At 45.5% G+C, this 20,437-nt stretch carries 17 protein-coding genes and 1 riboswitch; all 17 genes read right to left on the minus strand.

Translation table 11 applies throughout. From position 1 onward, the window contains the following. Window positions 1–333 precede the first annotated feature (333 nt). The 17 genes from BLS49_RS15960 to BLS49_RS16040 all read right to left on the minus strand — a co-directional run bounded on the left by BLS49_RS15960 (window position 334) and on the right by BLS49_RS16040 (window position 20,032). A complete protein-coding gene (locus tag BLS49_RS15960) occupies window positions 334–873 on the minus strand; it encodes a thioredoxin domain-containing protein (protein WP_091232676.1) in 540 nt (179 codons plus the stop codon). Between the two features lie 21 nt (window positions 874–894). Beyond that, entirely contained in the window at window positions 895–1,416 is a 522-nt protein-coding gene (locus BLS49_RS15965; protein WP_091232678.1) for a MauE/DoxX family redox-associated membrane protein, read from the minus strand. Between the two features lie 555 nt (window positions 1,417–1,971). Further along, a complete protein-coding gene (gene glyA / locus BLS49_RS15970) occupies window positions 1,972–3,219 on the minus strand; it encodes a serine hydroxymethyltransferase (protein WP_091232680.1) in 1,248 nt (415 codons plus the stop codon). A 47-nt stretch (window positions 3,220–3,266) separates the two neighbouring features. Continuing rightward, on the minus strand, window positions 3,267–3,860 hold the full coding sequence (locus tag BLS49_RS15975; protein WP_091232682.1) for a TIGR01440 family protein: 594 nt from the start codon (window positions 3,858–3,860) through the stop codon (window positions 3,267–3,269). A gap of 213 nt (window positions 3,861–4,073) precedes the next feature. Beyond that, a riboswitch (ZMP/ZTP riboswitch) is annotated at window positions 4,074–4,156 on the minus strand. Window positions 4,157–4,547: 391 nt separating this feature from the next. Continuing rightward, window positions 4,548–5,135, minus strand: coding sequence for a low molecular weight protein arginine phosphatase (locus tag BLS49_RS15980; RefSeq protein ID WP_091232684.1), 588 nt, complete (start codon window positions 5,133–5,135; stop codon window positions 4,548–4,550). Window positions 5,136–5,184: 49 nt separating this feature from the next. Continuing rightward, window positions 5,185–5,745 (minus strand): manganese efflux pump MntP, encoded by a 561-nt coding sequence (locus tag BLS49_RS15985; protein ID WP_091232729.1) that lies wholly within the window; start codon window positions 5,743–5,745, stop codon window positions 5,185–5,187. 134 nt (window positions 5,746–5,879) lie between these two features. After that, window positions 5,880–7,916, minus strand: coding sequence for a Na+/H+ antiporter (locus tag BLS49_RS15990; protein ID WP_091232687.1), 2,037 nt, complete (start codon window positions 7,914–7,916; stop codon window positions 5,880–5,882). Window positions 7,917–8,020: 104 nt separating this feature from the next. Beyond that, on the minus strand, window positions 8,021–8,881 hold the full coding sequence (locus tag BLS49_RS15995) for a DUF72 domain-containing protein (protein WP_091232690.1): 861 nt from the start codon (window positions 8,879–8,881) through the stop codon (window positions 8,021–8,023). 670 nt (window positions 8,882–9,551) lie between these two features. After that, on the minus strand, window positions 9,552–10,742 hold the full coding sequence (locus BLS49_RS16000) for an L-threonylcarbamoyladenylate synthase (protein WP_425432157.1): 1,191 nt from the start codon (window positions 10,740–10,742) through the stop codon (window positions 9,552–9,554). Window positions 10,743–10,860: 118 nt separating this feature from the next. Then, a complete protein-coding gene (gene spoIIR / locus BLS49_RS16005; protein ID WP_091232693.1) occupies window positions 10,861–11,640 on the minus strand; it encodes a stage II sporulation protein R in 780 nt (259 codons plus the stop codon). 359 nt (window positions 11,641–11,999) lie between these two features. Next, complete coding sequence (locus BLS49_RS16010; protein ID WP_091232696.1) at window positions 12,000–13,196, minus strand: FtsW/RodA/SpoVE family cell cycle protein; 1,197 nt, start codon at window positions 13,194–13,196, stop codon at window positions 12,000–12,002. A gap of 173 nt (window positions 13,197–13,369) precedes the next feature. Beyond that, window positions 13,370–14,257: a peptide chain release factor N(5)-glutamine methyltransferase gene (gene prmC, locus BLS49_RS16015; protein ID WP_091232699.1), complete on the minus strand. Its 888-nt coding sequence runs from the start codon at window positions 14,255–14,257 to the stop codon at window positions 13,370–13,372. Window positions 14,258–14,261: 4 nt separating this feature from the next. Further along, window positions 14,262–15,329: a peptide chain release factor 1 gene (gene prfA, locus BLS49_RS16020; RefSeq protein ID WP_091232702.1), complete on the minus strand. Its 1,068-nt coding sequence runs from the start codon at window positions 15,327–15,329 to the stop codon at window positions 14,262–14,264. Window positions 15,330–15,600: 271 nt separating this feature from the next. After that, on the minus strand, window positions 15,601–16,701 hold the full coding sequence (ychF, locus tag BLS49_RS16025) for a redox-regulated ATPase YchF (protein ID WP_091232704.1): 1,101 nt from the start codon (window positions 16,699–16,701) through the stop codon (window positions 15,601–15,603). Window positions 16,702–16,878: 177 nt separating this feature from the next. Continuing rightward, window positions 16,879–17,706: an energy-coupling factor transporter transmembrane component T family protein gene (locus BLS49_RS16030; RefSeq protein ID WP_091232706.1), complete on the minus strand. Its 828-nt coding sequence runs from the start codon at window positions 17,704–17,706 to the stop codon at window positions 16,879–16,881. After that, on the minus strand, window positions 17,699–19,456 hold the full coding sequence (locus tag BLS49_RS16035; protein ID WP_091232709.1) for an ABC transporter ATP-binding protein: 1,758 nt from the start codon (window positions 19,454–19,456) through the stop codon (window positions 17,699–17,701). Before BLS49_RS16035 ends, BLS49_RS16030 begins: the two co-directional genes overlap by 8 nt. Window positions 19,457–19,471: 15 nt before the next feature. Beyond that, on the minus strand, window positions 19,472–20,032 hold the full coding sequence (locus tag BLS49_RS16040) for an ECF-type riboflavin transporter substrate-binding protein (protein WP_091232712.1): 561 nt from the start codon (window positions 20,030–20,032) through the stop codon (window positions 19,472–19,474). Between the last annotated feature and the right edge of the window lie 405 nt (window positions 20,033–20,437).

Raw genomic sequence — 20,437 nt, forward strand, 5'->3', positions numbered from 1 at the left:
CCCCCACTGACTTCTCATTTAAAAAAATTTGATTCACTTCATCAGAATATTTAACTTGTTAATAACAAATGATTATTAAATAGTCTGCCGTTCTAACTGAACGGCAGACCTTTGTTCGTTTTAATTAATAATTATTGCCACAAGAATTCCTAACACAGTTGCATTCGTAGCAACCATCGCCATATCTCCGGCATGTTTCAGTCCCTTTGTAGCATGAGTTAGTATTACAGTAAGTATATAAATATGATGAAGTGCACATGTTTTTCACCTCCTTTCCTGGAATCTAATTCAATAAGCAGTTAGCCACTTAATACTCTTTTCTTTACAGCTTACTTATGCAGATACCCGCTCTTCACCGTACAATATTAATGATTGGACGTGTCCTTCATTATTCACAACCCCTTTTGCTTGGATAACTCCATCCTGCGAAACAAAATATCCAAATGGAACAAAAGGAGCCTGAAGATCTTTTAAATTATCCATTCTAACAACTGGTGCCTTAATGTTATATTCTTTTATTGCATTACTAACACTCTCTTCGGTCCCCATCATAAATATTAAATATTGATACAGAGGCTTATTTTTCTGGAAATCGTTAATAATTGGATACACTTTGGAACAAGTTAAACAACCAGTAGATGTCAAAAATATTAATGTTCCTATCTTTTCGTTATTCCTTATATTCATTGGACTTCCGTTAATGGGTATATTACTTTCTAAAGGAAAATCGCTGCCCTTCGGTAATCCCTCATGCTGCTCATATAGGTTACTTTTAACTTTGATAGCTTCTCGCAAAATTGCAAACACACTAATTGAGATAACTATTACAATGCACCATAGAATGATATAGGATAAATCCAATGTTCCAAGCATGTTTGACACCCTTTCATTAATTTATCGTTGCTCCCCTGGGAATAACTTAATGTATTGAGTTACCATTAAAACAAGTGAATATATAATTATTAAGCCAACGGAGGAAAATATGATCTGACTAATATCTGCTAAAGAATAGTTTTCAATCACTAAGGGATCTGGCATCACGATCATATATATACACATGATTAGAAATATTAAGTTTCTTAAATTCATTACAATACCAAATTGTTCAATGACTAATCCTCCAAACCAGTTGCATTTAACTAGTCTTCCTCTCGCTTTCCAAGACGCCAAAATATATAAACATATCAGAATAAGAGAAATTATTTTCCCAATTAATAATGTAGTTGGAACTACTAATAGCACACACGCAATCAATTCCAAAAAAGCAACAGCCAGTACTCCAGAGTTTGTCCGCGATCGATTAATTCCTAACTGCCTCATTGTTTCTGAGAATGTAGCTGGCTTGACCAACTTACCTAAAGCTGCCATAAAGAACACTACACTAAAAAAGAATTGAATAAAAATTAACAAATGCATATATTCCTTACATCTCCTCTCACTACTTTGAATGTAATCGCTACCAAAATTCTTTGATATAACTTGATGCTACTTGTATAAATACTATGTAAAATTCATGGTTTATTTACATGATCACAATAGTCTAAATCCATACTATAAAATATTTACAATTAAGTACCAGAACTCATATCATTCACCTCCTTCCAAGTTCAGCTCTATAGTTAAGGCAAATATCACCTTAACTATCACCTACAACAGGTCAGTGAAAACGTTTGCTTGAACGAGCAAAAAAAGATTTGTTATGTGGGATAACAAAACAACAAGCTAAATCCACCATTCAACACTTTAAACTATATGATATATCCTTCTCTTCCAATATTATGTAATCGTTTACTAAAGCAAGTATAGCTATATTTAATATATATGTCAATAATATCCTTTACTAGTATTATATAATTATTTTTACAAGTAAAAATCCCCCGGAATGTACCAGAAGCCCTGTAAGCTCTGATACAATTCCGAGGGAGATATATATTTTAAGCTATTTTATTTTGTGATACCCATGTCTCTAGATTAATATTTCAACTCAGAATACAACGGGAAACGATCTGTCAGGTTGGAAACTTGAGTACGCATTTTTTCTAGGACAGCTTCGTCCTTAGGCGATTTCAAGGTTGTTGCGATAATTTGACCGATTTCTTTCATAGCTGCTTCGTCCATACCGCGGGAAGTTGCTGCAGGAGTACCGATGCGAATACCGCTAGTTACGAATGGGCTGGTTGGATCGAAAGGAATCGCATTTTTGTTAACTGTGATACCGATAGAATCAAGTACGTGCTCAGCATCTTTACCTGTGATGTCCAGGTTGCGAGTATCGATCAGCATCAAGTGGTTATCAGTGCCACCAGATACAAGGTTAAGTCCTTCGCTGATGAGCGTTTCGGCCAATACTTTAGCGTTTTTCACAACGTTTTCTGCATAAGTTTTAAAAGAAGGCTGCAATGCTTCACCAAGAGCTACTGCTTTGGAAGCGATCACGTGCATAAGTGGTCCACCTTGTGTACCAGGGAATACCGCTTTATCGATAGCTGCTGCCCAAGGCTTACGGCACAGAATCATACCGCCGCGAGGTCCGCGAAGTGTTTTGTGAGTTGTTGTAGTTACAAAATGCGCATGTGGAACTGGGCTTGGGTGAAGACCCGCAGCAACCAGACCTGCGATATGCGCCATATCCACCATGAAGAGAGCACCTACATCGTTAGCGATGGAAGCAAGCTTTTCAAAGTCGATGATGCGTGGATAAGCACTTGCACCAGCAACGATCAGACGAGGGCGATGCTTGAATGCTGCTTTACGAACTTCATCATAATCGATGCGGAAGGTATCTTCCTGCACACCGTAAGCTACGAAATTATAGAAAAAACCGGATGCATTAACTGGACTACCGTGTGTCAAGTGACCACCATGCGCAAGGTTCATACCAAGAACAGTGTCTCCAGGTTTGAGTGCAGTCAGGTATACAGCAAGGTTAGCTTGAGCACCGGAGTGAGGTTGAACATTCGCATGCTCTGCTCCGAACAATTCTTTAGCACGATCACGAGCGATATCTTCAACGATATCAACATGCTCACAGCCGCCATAGTAGCGTTTGCCCGGATATCCTTCTGCGTATTTGTTAGTAAGTACAGATCCCATTGCTTCGATAACTGCTTCGCTTACGATATTCTCGGAAGCGATCAGTTCAATGTTGTTGCGTTGGCGTTTCAGCTCCAAATTCATTGCCTCTAGTACTGCCGGGTCCTGTTTTCTCAATTGATCCATAGTTCAACATCCTCTCTGGGTAATATAATAAAATATTCTGATTTCATTTACTGACATAAATGTGATTCCTGATTCTGATCGTTCTTCTGCGGAGCATACACTGCACGTTCCCCGCCAATCAGCTTGGGACGTGTCCACGCAGCAGTCACACGCGCTTTTCCGACAAAGCGCCGTGATGGCCGAAATGGAACAGCTACCCGCTGCAAATGCATGCCGATCATCGTCTCTCCGATGTCTATCCCGGCATGAGCCTGCACACTTTCAGCCAGACATGGCTCGGACAAATGAGTATAGGCAACCGCAGCCATCGATCCGCCAGCCTTAGGTACAGGAACAGCAGCTACTTCCGTTAATCCTAACCGCTCTAGAACATCTCTTTCCACAACAAGTGCACGATTCAAGTGCTCGCAGCATTGAAAAGCAACGTCAAAACCGTATTGCTGCCTGATCCGATCAATCCCTGCGAACAGCTCCGCAGCAATCTCCACTGCACCACCAGTTCCAATACGCTCCCCAGCTACCTCACTGGTACTTGCTCCAACGACGACAAGTTTACCTTTGCCAAGCTTTGCAATCCCAACGAGCTCCTGCAAAATCTCAGCAACCTGTTCCCGAATCGCTCCGAGATCTTCCGTATCCATTTTACATGCCCCTTTTCCAAAGATGCCTATACATTCGACACAAACTACTATTATTATACCCAAATTAGTAGCGTCATGACGACAAACTTTACATCTTAAGGAATGGATTGACTTTAAGTTCAAGTTCAAAAATCGGCTCCTCGGTGATCAAAAGATGATTATTGAACCTCCTTAAATGATGAAAAAAGAGCAGGACGCTAATAATAACGTCTTGCTCTTTGCCCAGGCGACCGGCCGTATGTTCCGATGCTCCATCGTGGTTTGATCCACTCTTGTCGCCAGTTACATCGGATCTTCATTATGGTATTAGAATAAAGCATAAGTCGAACAAATGCAACCCAATTTAATACGAAAAAAATGCTGGTAAACGGGAGGGGCGAGCGGCAAACGGGACAATGTGCATCAAAAGTGACGCTGAAATGGTGGGTGGAGTGGCAAATGGGAAGTTCATTAAATAAGGTAGTTATTTTCCCCTATTTCACGATTTCGCGCTAATTATCAGATAATAGGGGAACTTTTTTCCTTTATGATTAGTGAAACTACCCAAAGTTGACCCAAATGTGCCTTCATTCGGAAAATAAAGGAAAAATATTCCTCTATTATATAAATTTATATCAATTTCAATTGAATAGCGTACTTTTTTTCCTTTACCCTCCCTCTCTCGAGAGAGTTCCAGGTACAAGAAAATTAGTTGTCGTTATCCGCCCTGTCTAATTTATCAAGCAACTTGCCAAGAGCTTCCCGAATTTCTGTCGCTGTACGATCATATATTTCTCGCGACCCACCAAATGGATCGGAGATATCATAAATCGGCAATCGCCGCGCGATCTCATTGATCCGGCGTATTTTCGCCTCATTTTGCGGATTGCCCAGAGCTCGATCCAGTTCCACATCGGCTATCAACTGCTGCAGTTCCTCCTGATCCGCTAAAACCGATTTATTATCCTCGACATACTCTTTTAAAGAGTACACTTTATCAGCAGTTTGAGGGAACGAGTAGATGACTTGGCGCTTGTGGCTCTCTGTAAGGGTAAGGATCAAATCCGCCCACGATACCAGTTCCCCTCCGAGAGGAGTGGATGTAATGTTGTCCTTTATCCCTTGGTCTTTTAATACGGCTTCAGCGAGCAGCGACATAGACGTTCCTTCCAAAGCAGCAACCCCCGCAGAGCGTACCTCCACTCGTAGCCCTCGCTCCCGAGCCAGCTTGCGCAGCATACCTTCCGCCATAGGGCTGCGGCAAGTATTACCCGTACATACAAACAATATTCGCATCTATGTCCACCTCTTTATTTTTCGCAAAACTGCACTTACTCATATTGTATCAAAAGATAAACATCAGACCAAACGCCAGTAGTATAGCTCCACCTGCTGCTTCCCCATATTCACCAAGGCTTCGGCTTACACCACTACCCAGAGCCAGTCCGATAATAGACATCAGTCCTCCCAAAAGGCCGAATGCCAGCACCGTTAGCATCAAATTGCTGTGAAACATGCCCAGCGATACTCCTACCGAAAAAGAATCTATGCTCACACTAAGCGAAAATAACATAACTCCAAAATAGGTTCGATGATTGATGGGCTGAAAGCCGCTGCCTTTTATCGAGCTAATGATCATATGTGAGCCAAGCAGCAGAAGCAACCCACCGGATACATACCTGGACAAGTGACCTAACAATAACCCGACATACTGACCCGCAAAAATACCGAGCAGCGGCATCAGGACATGGAATAGCGCTACTCCGCTTCCGATGCGGATCACGTCTCTGCGCTGTACTCCACGCATTCCAACGCCGATCCCTAGAGAAAAGGCATCCATTCCCAGTGCAATCGCCATGAGAAGAATCGTCATTAGCTCCCCAAGCTGCTCATAAGCCTCAGCCATACCGCCATCCCCCATTGTCCAAGAATCTCTTGTACAACCATATGCAAGGCGGCCAAGCTTCATGACTCATTCTCAGACTTAAGAGGAAGTTCAAAAAGCTATCTTTTTGAACTCTCTTTTGAACATCTATGTCTTTACTCTTCTTCCTCGTGCTCTAGAATGCCTGCTTCTAGATAATTCATGTACTGTCTTAACTTAGTGGTCGAAGAAAAGCTAAGCTCACCTTTCTCGAACATGGATTGCAACTCGTTGCGCTGCGCTTGAATGGCTTTGATCCGAAGCTCATTTTTATACTGATCAAATGCGTCCTCATCATTTTCATCAATTACATTTTTATGTCCATTCTGAAGACGTGCGATCAATTCATTATAATGGGCTATAACAGACAATGCGGCTCCGCGATTGCTATCATTCATTTGAGCCTTGATTGCATTTACCGCAGCTGTACTTGTCCGCAGTCTCGTAGCTCGCAGTCTCCCAAGCTGGTCAGCCGAAAGCTTCTTATGCGTCTTTTTCAAAAACGGCTTCATAAATATCCGCTGAATGCGATAAAACGATACTAGAACTTGCATTTTTATTTTGTTCGACATGACGACTTCCATTTGATCTACGATTCCCTGAATCTTAACGGCCAGCTCATCACTTATTTCGCCGTGATCCAGCATTTTTTGAATCTCCAAACGCTCCGCCTGAATCCCTACAAGACGAAGATTCAACACTACTTTATTCCTTTTCGAATTCGACCAATCGTGGTCCTTCTCATTTTGCTGTTTGAAAATCTGACGATGGTAACTGGATATTACTTCTGCTGCAGCCGCACGATTGCTATCGTTAGTCGCTTCTTTAACAGCGGTGATGCCTGCTTTCAGCATTTCAATGCGTACTTCACGCTCGCGCGTTTCTTCATTGTCGCCTTCACTATCTGGTTTTTTCGAAATCAATGGTAAAAAGACACTTGCGATAATCAAAGAGACGAGAATAACTCCGGCAGCCAGAAAAATGATCAGATCACGCTCAGGGAATGGACTTCCATCCTGCAGCACATACGGAATAGAAAACGCCGCTGCCAAGGTAACCGCACCACGCACACCAGACAAAGAAATCAAAATGGATGAGGTCAGCTTTGGTCTCTCCATCTCTTCTCCGGTATCTAAAAGCCAGGATCCTTTCCAGAACAAGTACACCCATACAAAGCGTAATAAAATAAGACCCGCAAAAATAATCCCAATAAAGCCTACTACCTGCAAATTGCTATATTCCGGACTTTCAATTATCGTTTCCGTCGCTCCGGGAATTTGTAATCCAAGAATGACAAATACAAGCCCGTTCAAAATATAAAGAATAACGGACCATGTATTATTAGATACGACCTGCAACTCAGGCTGCAAGGATTCTGAACGATCCCGTTCAACAGCGTGAACAATCCCGCCTGCGACAACAGCCAAAATACCGGATAAACCAAATTCCTCCGTAATGATGTATATAAGGAATGGAGTTAAAATTTGAATCAGCATATGTATCGTAACGTCTTCCATCCCTAACCTACGAATGAACATACGTATCCATACGATAATAAAAGAAACAACCGCCCCGCACACAAGCCCCCCGATCGCAATCCACAAGAAGCTGAGTGCAGCATCAGTAATGGAAAATACGCCTGTTACTGTGGCAGCTACCGCAAATTTAAACGCCACAAGTCCTGAAGCATCATTCATGAGAGACTCGCCCTCTAACAGCCGCATGATTCCTTTTGGCAAATGAATACGTCCTGCCAATGCCCCAACCGCTACAGCATCTGTCGGAGACAAAATAGCCGCAAGCGCAAATGCAGCAGGCAGCGGGATACTCGGTATAAGCCAGTGAATGAGATAACCTCCAGCAAATACTGTGACAAATACCAGACCAAGCGCAAGCAATAAAATCGGTGATCTCAGATTCCACAGATCTTCTCTTGGCGTTCTTTTGCCGTCATTAAAAAGCAGCGGTGCAATGAACATCACAAGAAACAATTCCGTATTTAATTCCAGATGAAGCCCTAATGGCAGTAAGGCCACGAGCGTTCCAAGAATAATTTGAAGCAAAGGAACCGGAACAAACGGTATGAACCGATTCAGCACATTGGATACCCCAATAAGTCCAAGCATAATAAGTACTAGTTCAAAAACTTCCACTATTTGTCCTCCCAACGGCTGCCAAGCGTGTCATAAAAAAGGTTATTCATAGTAATAACATTTTTTAAAGTCCTATTGCAAGCAAGCGTGAACAAAAGGAGGCATTATTCATCAAGGCCGAATAGATCCAGTTGTTTAGGCGGTAGATCTACAGCAGCCATACCAAGAATCCCACTCATTTCCTTAGCATTGGAAGCGGCGTCTCCACCTGAATTGTTATTAAGAATCATGCATATTTCCTTCGTGCCTCTGGATTCCAATACAGCCAGATTATCGCGCCACTCTAAAAGCTCTTCCGTATTATACCGATACAGATTTCGTATTTCTCTCCAGTTCGGAGCGCTGCCCTGACTCCAGCCTTCAGCATTTCGCCCATGAAGACGAACAATGGTAAGGTCAGGGTTAGTGGGCTCAAGTACCGTAGGAACAGAACCCTGCCCCACTTGTGGTTCATCACAGACTATATGAATCCAGCCTTCTTTACGCATAAAGGATAATGTTCCTTCTTTAGTATCAGGAGTAAACCAGCTCTGATGACGGAATTCGAGAGCGAGCGGAAGATTTCCCATCCATCTTTTGACCGCACGAAGCTGACGTACATGTTCAGAGGTACAATCAAACCAAGGTGGAAACTGGAACATGATCGCCTTCAACCGACCTGCTTCTATTACGGGAGAAATCGAATCCAAATATGCCCGAAACATCTCTCCTGGCCCGTCATAAGGCGATTTACCGCGAGTATGCCCCGTCATTCCCTGATAAGCTTTTAGGATAAAGCTAAAATGCGGCGGTGTCTCACTCAACCAGCGGCGATAAGTATCCTGATTAAGTATGGCATAGAAAGAACTATCCACCTCCACTACAGGAAAATGCTTCGCATACATCGTGAGCTTTTGCCTTGCAGAAGTGCCAGGAGGATATAAGTCAGGGTGCTCCCCCCAGCCGGTAAGTCCGATGGAAATCATCTGCAACGCCTCCTTCTGATTATTCAGGTAGATTAATGGGTTAGATGGACTGTAAACGACTAAAATATGGACCAGAAAATTGTACGATATGGATACAGCTATGATAAAAATTAGGTTAGGACTGATGCAGGACACGATAAGAGTTACGCTGATTGGATGGATTGAGACTGCTGGAACTGACTGTGATGGACCGTGATAGACTGTGATTACTTCGAATGGGTGGGATTACTGCAACTGACCGGAACACTGCAACTATTTGGGATTACTGTAACTGATTGTGATTTGTGATGACTGCAACTGGGTGCGATTACTTCGACTGACCGCGATGACTGCAACTGGGTGCGAATTACTAGGTTAACTTTAAATTTGAATACTGATGTGCTTAGAGAATGCGGCTAACTAGATTAAAATTTGAGAAATTGCTGCAGAAGTGCATCTCTTTACCATCATGTTAGTCGGTATAGAAAAATCCCTGCGAAAATGCAGGAATTTTGTACTTCATTTCAAGTTTTGGAGCTAAAACAGTTAGATTGCTGCACTTTTGCAGGCTTTTCTACCTTGATGTACGATTGCAGTGCAAAAACCTGCACTTTTACCAGTTTTTTGTTCTATCAAGCTTATTTCAAGGAGTGATTACCCATAAAATAGGAAAGGGTCAAGTTGAAACGAGCTACACGTGAATCACGTTGTGCCCGGCTGCTTTTAACAGCCGGTTCATCACGGCCGAGCCAAGCCCGTCCTGCGGGCATGACTCGGCGAGAATGCACGTTACGCCGCGATCATCGAAGCGGCGTAACGCGGCATAGAGACGATGCGCAGCCGTCTCCAGCGCCGCTATGCTGCCGAGCGACTCCACGCAATCCGCGCGGTAGCGAGGGAGGTGCTCGTCAAAGGCGAGCACTCCCGTCGTCTCACCGCGCTCGGCCGCTGCGTCCAGCTCGGCCTGGATGCGGGCCGCCACCCTCTCGGGGGCGGCTCCCGCAACAATACGCATTGCGCCGCGGGGCGCATAATGCGTATACTTCATTCCCGGCGCACGCGGCGCCGGGATATCCACGCCGCCCGCCTCCAGCAGGGCGGCGTCCAGCCGCACGCCCGCGGTGGCTACGCGGGCGAGCTGCCGGGCCGTGATCCCGCCAGGGCGGAGCACGGTCACAGTGCCATCGGCGCCGACCTCGACAACCGTCGATTCGACGCCAACACCCGTTGGCCCGCCGTCGACGATTCCGTCGATGCGGCCGGCCAGGTCCTCGCCGACGTGGCTTGCCAGCGTCGGGCTCGGTCGCCCGGACCGGTTGGCGCTAGGCGCTGCCACCGGGCAATCCGCTGCGGCAATCAGCCGCAGCGCAATGTCGTGGGCGGGCATGCGCACGCCCACGGTGGACAAGCCCGCCGTCACGCAAGGCGAGACGGCGCCGGGCGCTACCGGAAGCACCACCGTCAGCGGCCCCGGCCAAAACGCCTCCATAAGCCGACGCTCCGTCTCGTTCACTCTTGTGACGAGACCATCGAGCTGGCTCATGGAGGCAATATGTACGATCAGCGGATTGTCGGATGGCCGCCCCTTTGCGGCAAATACCGCCTCCACCGCTTCCGTATTTCTCGCATCTGCACCAAGACCGTATACCGTCTCCGTAGGAAATGCGACCGTCCCACCTGAAGCCAGTATTTCCCCTGCTTCCTGCAAAGCAGCTGCAAGCTGGGCGTCATCGTCCTTCAGGATCTTTCCTGACTGTGACTCCACAAAAACCATCGCACCCGTAACATCCCACATTCGGGTGTCACGCTGCTCTAAATGCGCTAAACTCTCATTTTTTCCTGACTTCTGATTATTTCCTGTATGTCGAAGGTTATTGTCCACTTGTAATCATCCCAAACTGTAAAATATATTTGCCAGAACACAGAGCAACTCATTAACTACTCTATTATAACCTAACCCATCCGGGATCATAGATATTTTGCATCAGAATCGACCTGTTTTAGGCAAACAACCCTGTTACCCAATTCCAGAAACCTGTGAGCACATCCCATAAAAAGAATCGAACTTCCGTCTCCTCAGGATCAGCCTGAACTTGAGTCGCATCCCCTTCGGCTCCAGCAGCTGAAGCTGTCAATTTGGCCGAGGATTCGTTACCAGCCGAACCATCTCCTGCTTTTGCTTTCGACGCTTCAGCTTTTTTATTTTGTGCTAATGCATCACCGCTTCCAGCATCCACAAAACAAAGCGGAGGAAACAACACACACCACCAATTCTTCCCGTTCCCTTCACCAAGCGTTACACGAAGCGCTTCGTAATTTCCCGCAGGATAGATGGCACCGCCATACATTTTTGTAGGAAAAGGAACAACGCCTAATTCCACTGTGTAATCGTAGTTTTTGCCGCTGCTTCTAAGTGTTTGCTCTACGATTTTTTCGACTGAATCCAAATTTTCGCTAATCACGCGCCGAGCATCATCCAAGCTTTGAGGGTTATCCAATTGCCTTACCCAACTGTTCATTTGCTCCACAACAGCATCACGCACACGCCGCTTAACAATTTGATCGCTGGCTCTATCCGAATTTGCCAGAATACGAAGCCGAATCGAATCCTGAGGAATCACCTTTTGCCCCTCTACCGCAACTGCGGCCGAATCCACCCTCTGCCCTTCCCATGACATCAACAAAATAAAAATACTAAACATAATAAGTGCAATTTGGCGCCCAAGTCTATGATAATTTCCTGATCGACTGCTGCTTTCAAATCTGCCTTGGCTCTTCATGTGTCTCCAGCTCCCCTCACGCAACCTTCTGATGTCTATCAGTATGTCCGTAATAGAGAGAGTTAAACCTATGAATCTATAAATCTATGAAATAATCAAGTGGTATAGGTATAGTGCTTTTCAGATGGAGTTGCATTAAATACACTTAATTCCCCTATAAATAGCTTTTTTCCTAAATTAATTGCATAACATACAACTGCAGTATCTATTTTAAAAGAAGATGACTCTAATTCTCTAAAATAAGTGTATTTTGTACAGTTACTATTCACCGGAACCTTAACCGAGTCAGTATATACAAAAAAAAGATAACCCAGACGCCGATCACTACAGCAAGCGCCTGAATTACCGCTATATTTTTATTAAGAAGTTCTTCCTCCAACCTTTGATTTTAACGCATACCGCGAGACTGGGCGTGTGTGCTCATCCGACGCTTCTTGGCCATGAATACGTATGCTCATCGCAACGCCAATACTGGCCATATTGATTAAGAGTGAAGTACCACCGTAACTGATAAACGGCAGCGTAATCCCGGTAAGAGGCATTAGCCCGATGAACATCCCGATATTTTCAAAAATTTGATACAGGAGCATCGCCACGATCCCCACGATAAGATATGGCCCACTTCGATCCTTGCACTCCAGAGATATCAAAATCAGCCGATGAATCAACACAAAATAGAGCAGCAGCAATATCGAACTACCTAAAAACCCAAATTCTTCAGCTATGACGACAAAAATGGAATCTGAATACGTTAACGGAACACGTTCTGATTGTACCGTCTCCCCTTTCATGTATCCTTCTCCGGTCATACCTCCTGAAGCGATCGCAAGTTTAGCGTTTTTTGTATGGTAAATGGCTTTAGCCGTTGCCTTCTCAGGCACGAGCCAAGGGTCAATCCGTTCAATCCAGTGCTCACGCCCGATATCTTCAAAAAAAGTGTAAACTTCATCATGATACACCTTGTATGCGGTAATTCCACCGAACACCGACCCGGCAAAAATAACCAGTGCAATCAGCGCGTGGGTGTATTTGATGTTACCGATCCACAGCATCCCTGCTAGAATGATCACGTAGCTGAGTGCGTTACCAAGGTCATTTTGTGCCATAACGAGGACAAAAGGAATGAATGTGAACAAACAAATAGGCACAACATCCCGCCAAAAGGTCAGACGCGGCTTCCGTTTAATCAACAGCATGGATGCAAGGAACATTATCAGCAGTAGTTTAAAAAATTCGGCGGGCTGAAAGCTGAAGCCCCCTAGCTTGATCCAGCCTGTTGCATTGTTCAGTGTACTTCCGACAAACATGACGACGACGAGCAGCGCGATCCCAAATATATAAATATACAGTGCGTATTTTACAAACAACCGATAATCAATCATTGCCACTGCAAAAAAAGCGATAAATCCAAGCACATAATACAGAGCCATCCGAAGCTCGTAGCCATGAAACTTTGTATTAGATGTCGCACTATACAGCACCGCAATACTGATACCCATCAGGACCAGCAGAATGAACACGATCGTGTAGTCGATTTTCTTTAATTTGTTAAGCATTGATCCTGTCCTCCGTTCCTCCTACCTTGGAGTTCAAACACTCTGGCCATCGATAGTCTCCTCATTATTGTAAGGAAAACTCAGCTCGAAGTCTATTGGACCTTACAACCATTCTGCATCCACTTCAACTGCTTGCCTGCATCAGCAATTATTATCCTTTGCACATCGAATCTCTAGTGTTTTTTTATTCCAATTACATGGCGGTCGATGCCTGCCAAGTCGGGAATCGTTATGATTTTGTCCCAATGTCCAGCCGTACGCAACAGATCAGCGACATCTTCCGCTTGTCCCATACCCAGCTCAAAGCCTATCAGACGTGGCGGTTGCGGCAGCAAAGAGAGCTGCGCCATCATTTTGCGATACGGGGCGAGTCCATCAGGTCCGCCATCCAGCGCCCCGCGCGGCTCATGGTCGCGCACCTCAGGCTGCAGGTGCGCGATCGTCTCCGCCGGTATATACGGCGGATTCGAAACCACAATGTCCAGCGACTCGCCGCAGAACGGTTCAAGCAAGTCCCCTTGCTTGAACTTCACCTGCAGGCCGAGCCGCCGGACATTCTCCTGCGCCACCTCAAGCGCTTCCGGCGAGATGTCACTCGCCGTAATAGCCCAGGCTGGGCGCAGGTGTGCGAGAGCAGCGGCAATCGCGCCGCTGCCTGTCCCGATGTCGGCGACCTTCGGTGCGCCGCCCGGCCATAAGGAATCGCCCAGGTTGGCGATTCCTTCAACCAGCAGCTCCGTTTCCGGACGCGGGATCAGCACCGCCGGCTTGACCTTGAAGGTCAAGCCGTAGAACTCCTGCTCCCCGATAATATACTGCGCTGGTTCACCCGCCGCTTTGCGGCGGATCACTTCTTCCCATTCGGCCTTCCGGTCCTCCGGGAACGGATCGCGCAGCGCCATGAGATACGCCGCCCCCTCCAGTCCAAGCACATGGCGAATAAGCAGATCTGCATTTGAGTCAGGGTCATTAATACCGGCTGCCGCTAAAAAAGAAGAAGCCTCTTTTCGGGCTTCCAAAATATTGAGCGCTCCGGATAATACATATCCTTCACCATTCAATTTGTTATTCTCCTTTATCCATCAGCTCCGCCTGCTCTGCGAGATTCAGCGCTGAGATAATTTCTTCAATATCTCCATTCATCACTTGGTCAAGCTTATGCAGCGTGAGACCAATGCGGTGATCAGTGACCCGACTTTGCGGGAAATTATACGTCCGAATCCGTTCACTGCGATCCCCCGTACCCACTTTGCTCTTGCGCTCGCCTGCATATTTCGCTTCTTCTTCCTGACGTTTCATATCAGAGATACGTGCCCGAAGCACCTGTAGCGCCTTTTCCTTATTAGAGTTCTGGGATTTGCCATCTTGACATGTTGCCACGATACCCGTAGGAATATGTGTTACGCGTACAGCCGATTTCGTCGTATTAACAGACTGACCGCCTGCACCACTGGAACAGAACGTATCGACACGAATATCTTTATCCAAAATTTCAATATCTACTTCTTCCGCTTCCGGCATAACACCAACTGTTGAAGTCGAGGTATGAATGCGTCCGCCGGACTCTGTGGACGGAATCCGTTGTACGCGATGGGCGCCGCTCTCGTATTTCATTTTGCTATAGGCTCCGCGTCCGTTAATCATAAAAATTACCTCTTTAAATCCGCCAAGGTCACTCTCATTCACGTCCATCAGCTCTACACGCCAGCCTTGTGAGTCAGCAAAGCGAGTATACATACGATACAAATCAGCCGCAAATAAAGCTGCCTCATCCCCACCCGCAGCACCGCGAATTTCTACGATTACGTTTTTATCGTCATTCGGATCTTTTGGCAGCAGCAGTACCCGGATCGTCTCTTCCAGCTCCTGCTCACGCTTCGTCAGATCATCAATTTCCATTTTAACCATTTCACGCATTTCATCGTCCAGCTTCTCAGCCTGCATATTTTTAGCTGCCTCAAGTTCTTCGATAACAGTCTTATATTCAGTGTACGCCTCAAAAGCCGGCTGTAAATCCGATTGTTCTTTAGAATAATCCCGCAGTTTCTTTGTATCATTAGCTACGTCCGGGTCGCAGAGCAGCTCACTCAGCTTCTCATAACGATCTGCCAGGGATTGTAGTCGATCCAACAAGGGAAGCACCTCACTTTATAATAACAATCTTTAATCATCATTCATCCTGAAAAAGCGTCTATCTCCACTTTAAATTAGCAAGAATAAACGACTTTTTATTATATCATATTTTTTACTCAATGAACAGACCACAGGTACTTACAAATTCACACGATCCCGCCCAATTCCCTCTCACAACCCGTTTACTAACGCCAAAAAAAGCACGCCAGATATAAAAAGACCTCGTCATCGACGAGATCCTTTATCATAATTTCCAGATAAAAAGTTGAAATTACACGTTGAAACGGAAATGCATTACATCGCCGTCCTGCACCACATATTCTTTACCTTCAAGGCGCAGTTGACCACGTTCTTTCGCTACGTTCATGGAGCCTGCTGCTACAAGATCGTCATACGAAACAACCTCTGCACGAATAAAGCCGCGTTCGAAGTCAGAGTGAATTACCCCTGCTGCTCCTGGAGCTTTAGTGCCTTTACGGATCGTCCATGCACGAACTTCCTGAACACCGGCTGTAAAGTAAGTGTACAATCCGAGCAAACGGTAAGCCGCTTTGATCAGACGATTAAGACCGGATTCCTCAAGACCCAATTCTTCAAGGAACATCGCTTTATCTTCGCCATCAAGCTCGGCAATTTCAGCCTCTACCTTGGCACTAATCGGAACGACCTCCGCATTTTCTGCCGCAGCGAAATCCTTCACTTGCTGTACAAAAGGATTGCTATCCGCTTCAGTTACACCATCCTCACTGACATTTGCTGCATACAATACAGGCTTCAACGTAAGGAGATGAAGGTCGCGAACGATCAGCTTCTCATCCTCCGACAATTCAACGCTTCGTACCGGCTGATCGTTATAAAGCGCTTCTTTAATTCGCTCCAGCACTTCTACTTCCTTCTCATACTGCTTGTTGCCGCCCTTCATGTTTTTACGGGAACGGTCAATTCGTTTCTCTACACTATCAAGGTCAGCCAGGATCAGCTCCAGATTGATTGTCTGAATGTCGCTGATCGGGTTGATTTTACCATCTACGTGTGTAATATTCTCATCCTCAAAGCAGCGAACAACATGAACGATCGCATCCACTTCACGGATATGTGCCAAAAATTTGTTTCCGAGTCCTTCACCTTTACTAGCGCCGCGAACCAAACCGGCAATATCCACAAATTCAAACGCTGTAGGCACTGTACGATTTGGAACGACCAGCTCAGTCAGTTTATCCAATCGTTCGTCCGGTACTTCTACCACGCCCACGTTCGGGTCAATGGTGCAAAACGGATAGTTGGCAGATTCAGCACCCGCTTGTGTAATTGCATTAAACAATGTGGATTTCCCAACGTTCGGAAGGCCCACGATTCCCGCCTTTAAAGCCATATTTATGACAACTCCTATTCTAATAATACGTATTCAAGTACTGCCCTGATTGCGTAATGTTCTTCAACCATAGTACATATCAAAAGCACATATTTCAAGGACACACTTATCCATATCCAAATTTTCCTTGCCATGTGACTCCAATATTTCAATTATACCAGCAATTTGATGCCAGGTTTAGAAGGGATACCAGAATCCTTTTATAAACGATACTTTTACTGTTATAGCCAAAATAAGCAGTAATCCGCATAACAGGGCTGCGGTCTTGTCACTGCGGGACATTGGAGTTCCCATATACCATGTGCGTTTTGGCCTTGCTCCGAAACCTCGAAGATCCATCGCATCCGATACAGATTCAATATGCTGAAGGGATGATTGCAATAACGGCACGACAACGAGTGACAAATTTCGCATCCGACGCAATAAGCTTCCATCGCTACGCGAAATGCCGAGACCGCGCATTTGCATGGCATTTAAAATGTTTTTGAATTCCTGCGTCAAGTCGGGGATATACCGAAAAGCTATGCTCACTGAATAAGCCAGCTTGTATGGAGCCCCTAGCTTGTTGAGGCTTGCCGCAAATCGGCTGGGGTGCGTAGTAAAAATAAACAGCAGGGTGATCGGAAGCAGCGTTAAGTATTTTAAAGACAAAGTCAAAATATAAAAAAGCGTTTCTGTATTAATTGTATCGTATCCAATCGGGATTAGCGGGGTGTTGCTTCCAGTTAGCGTTGAACCAAATCGCGGGGTAATCAGTAGAATAAAAACACTATTAATGATCGTAAAAATCGCCAGTACCCAGAATAAAAGCGCCATTCGCTTGACCGGTATACGAGACAGCAGCAGCATAGTTACACCACCCGCCAGCATAACCACAAATATCCGCAAATCCAGGAACAAAAAGGTGACCACCGTCCAAGTCAACAGCATAATAAGCTTAACCGCTCCATCCATACGATGGAAAAAAGAGTCCCCCTCAACAAACAGGCTGCCTGCTTTACTCATGAGACGCTTCACCCTCTCCCATGTTCAGCATCTTGCTTCGCTGTTCCATATTAATAAAGGCTTGGACGAACTGAGCTGGCGAGGAAATACCCCAAGCTTTGGCAAAACGGGACAGGCTTGTCTCTCGAAGACGGGCTTGCTCTGTGATTGTCCTGTCTGAAAGCACATTAGCAACCGTATCCGCCGCTATAATCTCCCCATTAGCCATCACGGCGGCACGGTCCGCATATTCGAGTGCCAAATGCATGTCATGAGTGATGAACAGGAATGACATTCCTTGATCAGCCAATCCGCTAATAAAGTCCATAAACTCCGTGTAATGACGATAATCTTGTCCGGCAGTCGGCTCATCCAGAATCATCAGCTTCGGCTCCAGCACCAGAATGGACGATATGCTGAGACGCTTTTTTTGCCCAAAGCTCAGTGCAGACACTGGCCAGTTACGATAGGGATATAAACCACAAATTTGCAAAGCCTCATTAACTCTACGTTCCTTCTCTTGATCCACAATCCCTCTCGCTTGCAGGCCTAAAGCTACTTCATCACGAATCATATGCTGAGTAATCATATGGTTCGGATTCTGCATCACGTAACCGATCTCTTCGCCTCTTCGGCGGATGGACCAGTCTGCGATATTTTCACCTCTCCAGCTAATCTCTCCGCTCCTCGGCTTAAAAAGACCCGTAATTAGTCCGGATAACGTGGATTTTCCTGCCCCATTGCTTCCAAGCAGCGCTACTCTCTCACCTGCTCCAATGGAAAAAGAAACTTCCTTTACTGCATCCTTGGCATTTTTACCCGAAGAATAGGAGAAACTTACATCACGAATATCCAGCAAAATGTTCGACTTATCCTGCTCTCTGTTCTGATCAACAAAAGATATCCACGATTCAATTTGTTGTTTATAATCCTGTGAGACTTCCTTTTCAGCAGTAACAGCTTCAGGTGTGCTTAAATTATTCAAATGCTCCAGTTTGATTCCAGCATAACCTAGAGCGTTCAAGTATAGAGGCTGGCGAAGTCCATAATTCGGAAGGACACCCCCTCGCAACAGCTCTTCCGGCGTACCTATAGCCACGATCTCTCCTTCACTCATGATCACGATTCGATCAATAGGCTGCCCAAGGACATCCTCAACCCGATGCTCTATTAAAATAACCGTTTTCCCGCCAGTTTTGTGAATTTCATCGATCAGCCCCATGGCTCTCGTTCCGCTCGCAGGGTCCAGATTAGCAAGTGGCTCATCAAATAAAAGAATGTCTGCCTGCGTGGACAGTACACCAGCCAGAGACACACTTTGCTTTTGTCCTCCTGACAGGTCATGCGGGCCTTGTTCCTCATATTGCAGCATCCCTACCAAATCAAGCGAGGAATAAACCCTCGGCTTCATCTCCCCAGGAGCTACCTCTTCATTTTCCATTTGAAAAGCAACATCCTCACCCACCGTCTGGCCTACAAACTGGGCATCTGGATTTTGCAGGATCGTACCGACTCTACGGCTACGCTCAAAAATGCTGCGACCAGACACCTCCTGTCCGTTCAACAGCAATTCTCCAGTAATCTCGCCACTATATGAAAAGGGAATTAGCCCATTGATACAATGGGCTAATGTCGATTTACCGGAACCACTGGGACCGGCAATCCATATTTTTTCCCCGGGCATGATGTTCAGATTCACATTTTTAACCGTTGGCCGGGTTTGACTTTTATATCGAAAACTAAAATTGCGAAATGAAATAACAGGCTGCATAACTACAAGTAACCCCTATCTCTCTACTGTCAAATTCGTATTGCTCTGATTGCGCTTCGCATACGCCCATACAGCAGGAATGCCAAGAACAAAAAATACGCCAAGATTCGCAAGGCCTGCAGATACGATTTGAATCAGTATTTTATCGTTCGGTTCACCCATGACCACAATATCGAATAAACCCGAGAAAGCAAGCGACCCGAAAATACCTATAATGCCGTATATCAAAAACTGAATCAGATGCTTTTTCTTAATCAGACCTTCTTTGGGATTGAAATCCCTGGAAAGATAAATCAGCCCCATGAACGCCGCAGCGATCCCTGAACCAAGCGCCCAGCCCCACCATACGGTTCCGCTCGTAATAAAATCATTGATAATATGACCGATAAGTCCAGCAATAAAGCCTACCACCGGGCCAAAAAGTGCTCCAAAAATCGCAAGCAACGCAATAGCTGGTCGCAGTTGAGTGTCCGGAGCTATAGGTATGCCGATCCAGCTCGTTGCACCATATAATGCCGCACCAATTCCAATCGTAACAACTGTACGTGTACTCCATTTCCAAATTGATGGTTTCATGCTGCAATTCCCCCTTCATTTCCTCAGAATTTTCCATGTTGCCGCTTCAGTCATACAATCCTGTCACGCACCCGGCAACTCGGTCTTTATCCCAATATAAAGGGTAATATCATGAAACGCAATAGAAATCTTTGTATTCCGCTCGGAATTTATACATTTAATGGATTGGGCTGTCTTGGGATTACTGGGGTAAAGGGATTAAAGGAACTGAGTTACGAGCTGTTGGAGGTACATAGTTACTTGAGGTACATAGTTACTTGAGGTACGGAAGTACGGAGCTACGGAGTTACTGAGATACTGAGATACTGAGGATACTGAGATACTGAGATACTGAGATACTGAGATACTGAGATACTGAGATACTGAGATACTGAGATACTGAGATACTGAGATACTGAGATACTG

This window comes from Fontibacillus panacisegetis, assembly GCF_900102215.1.
Classification (GTDB): Bacteria; Bacillota; Bacilli; order Paenibacillales; family Paenibacillaceae; genus Fontibacillus; species Fontibacillus panacisegetis.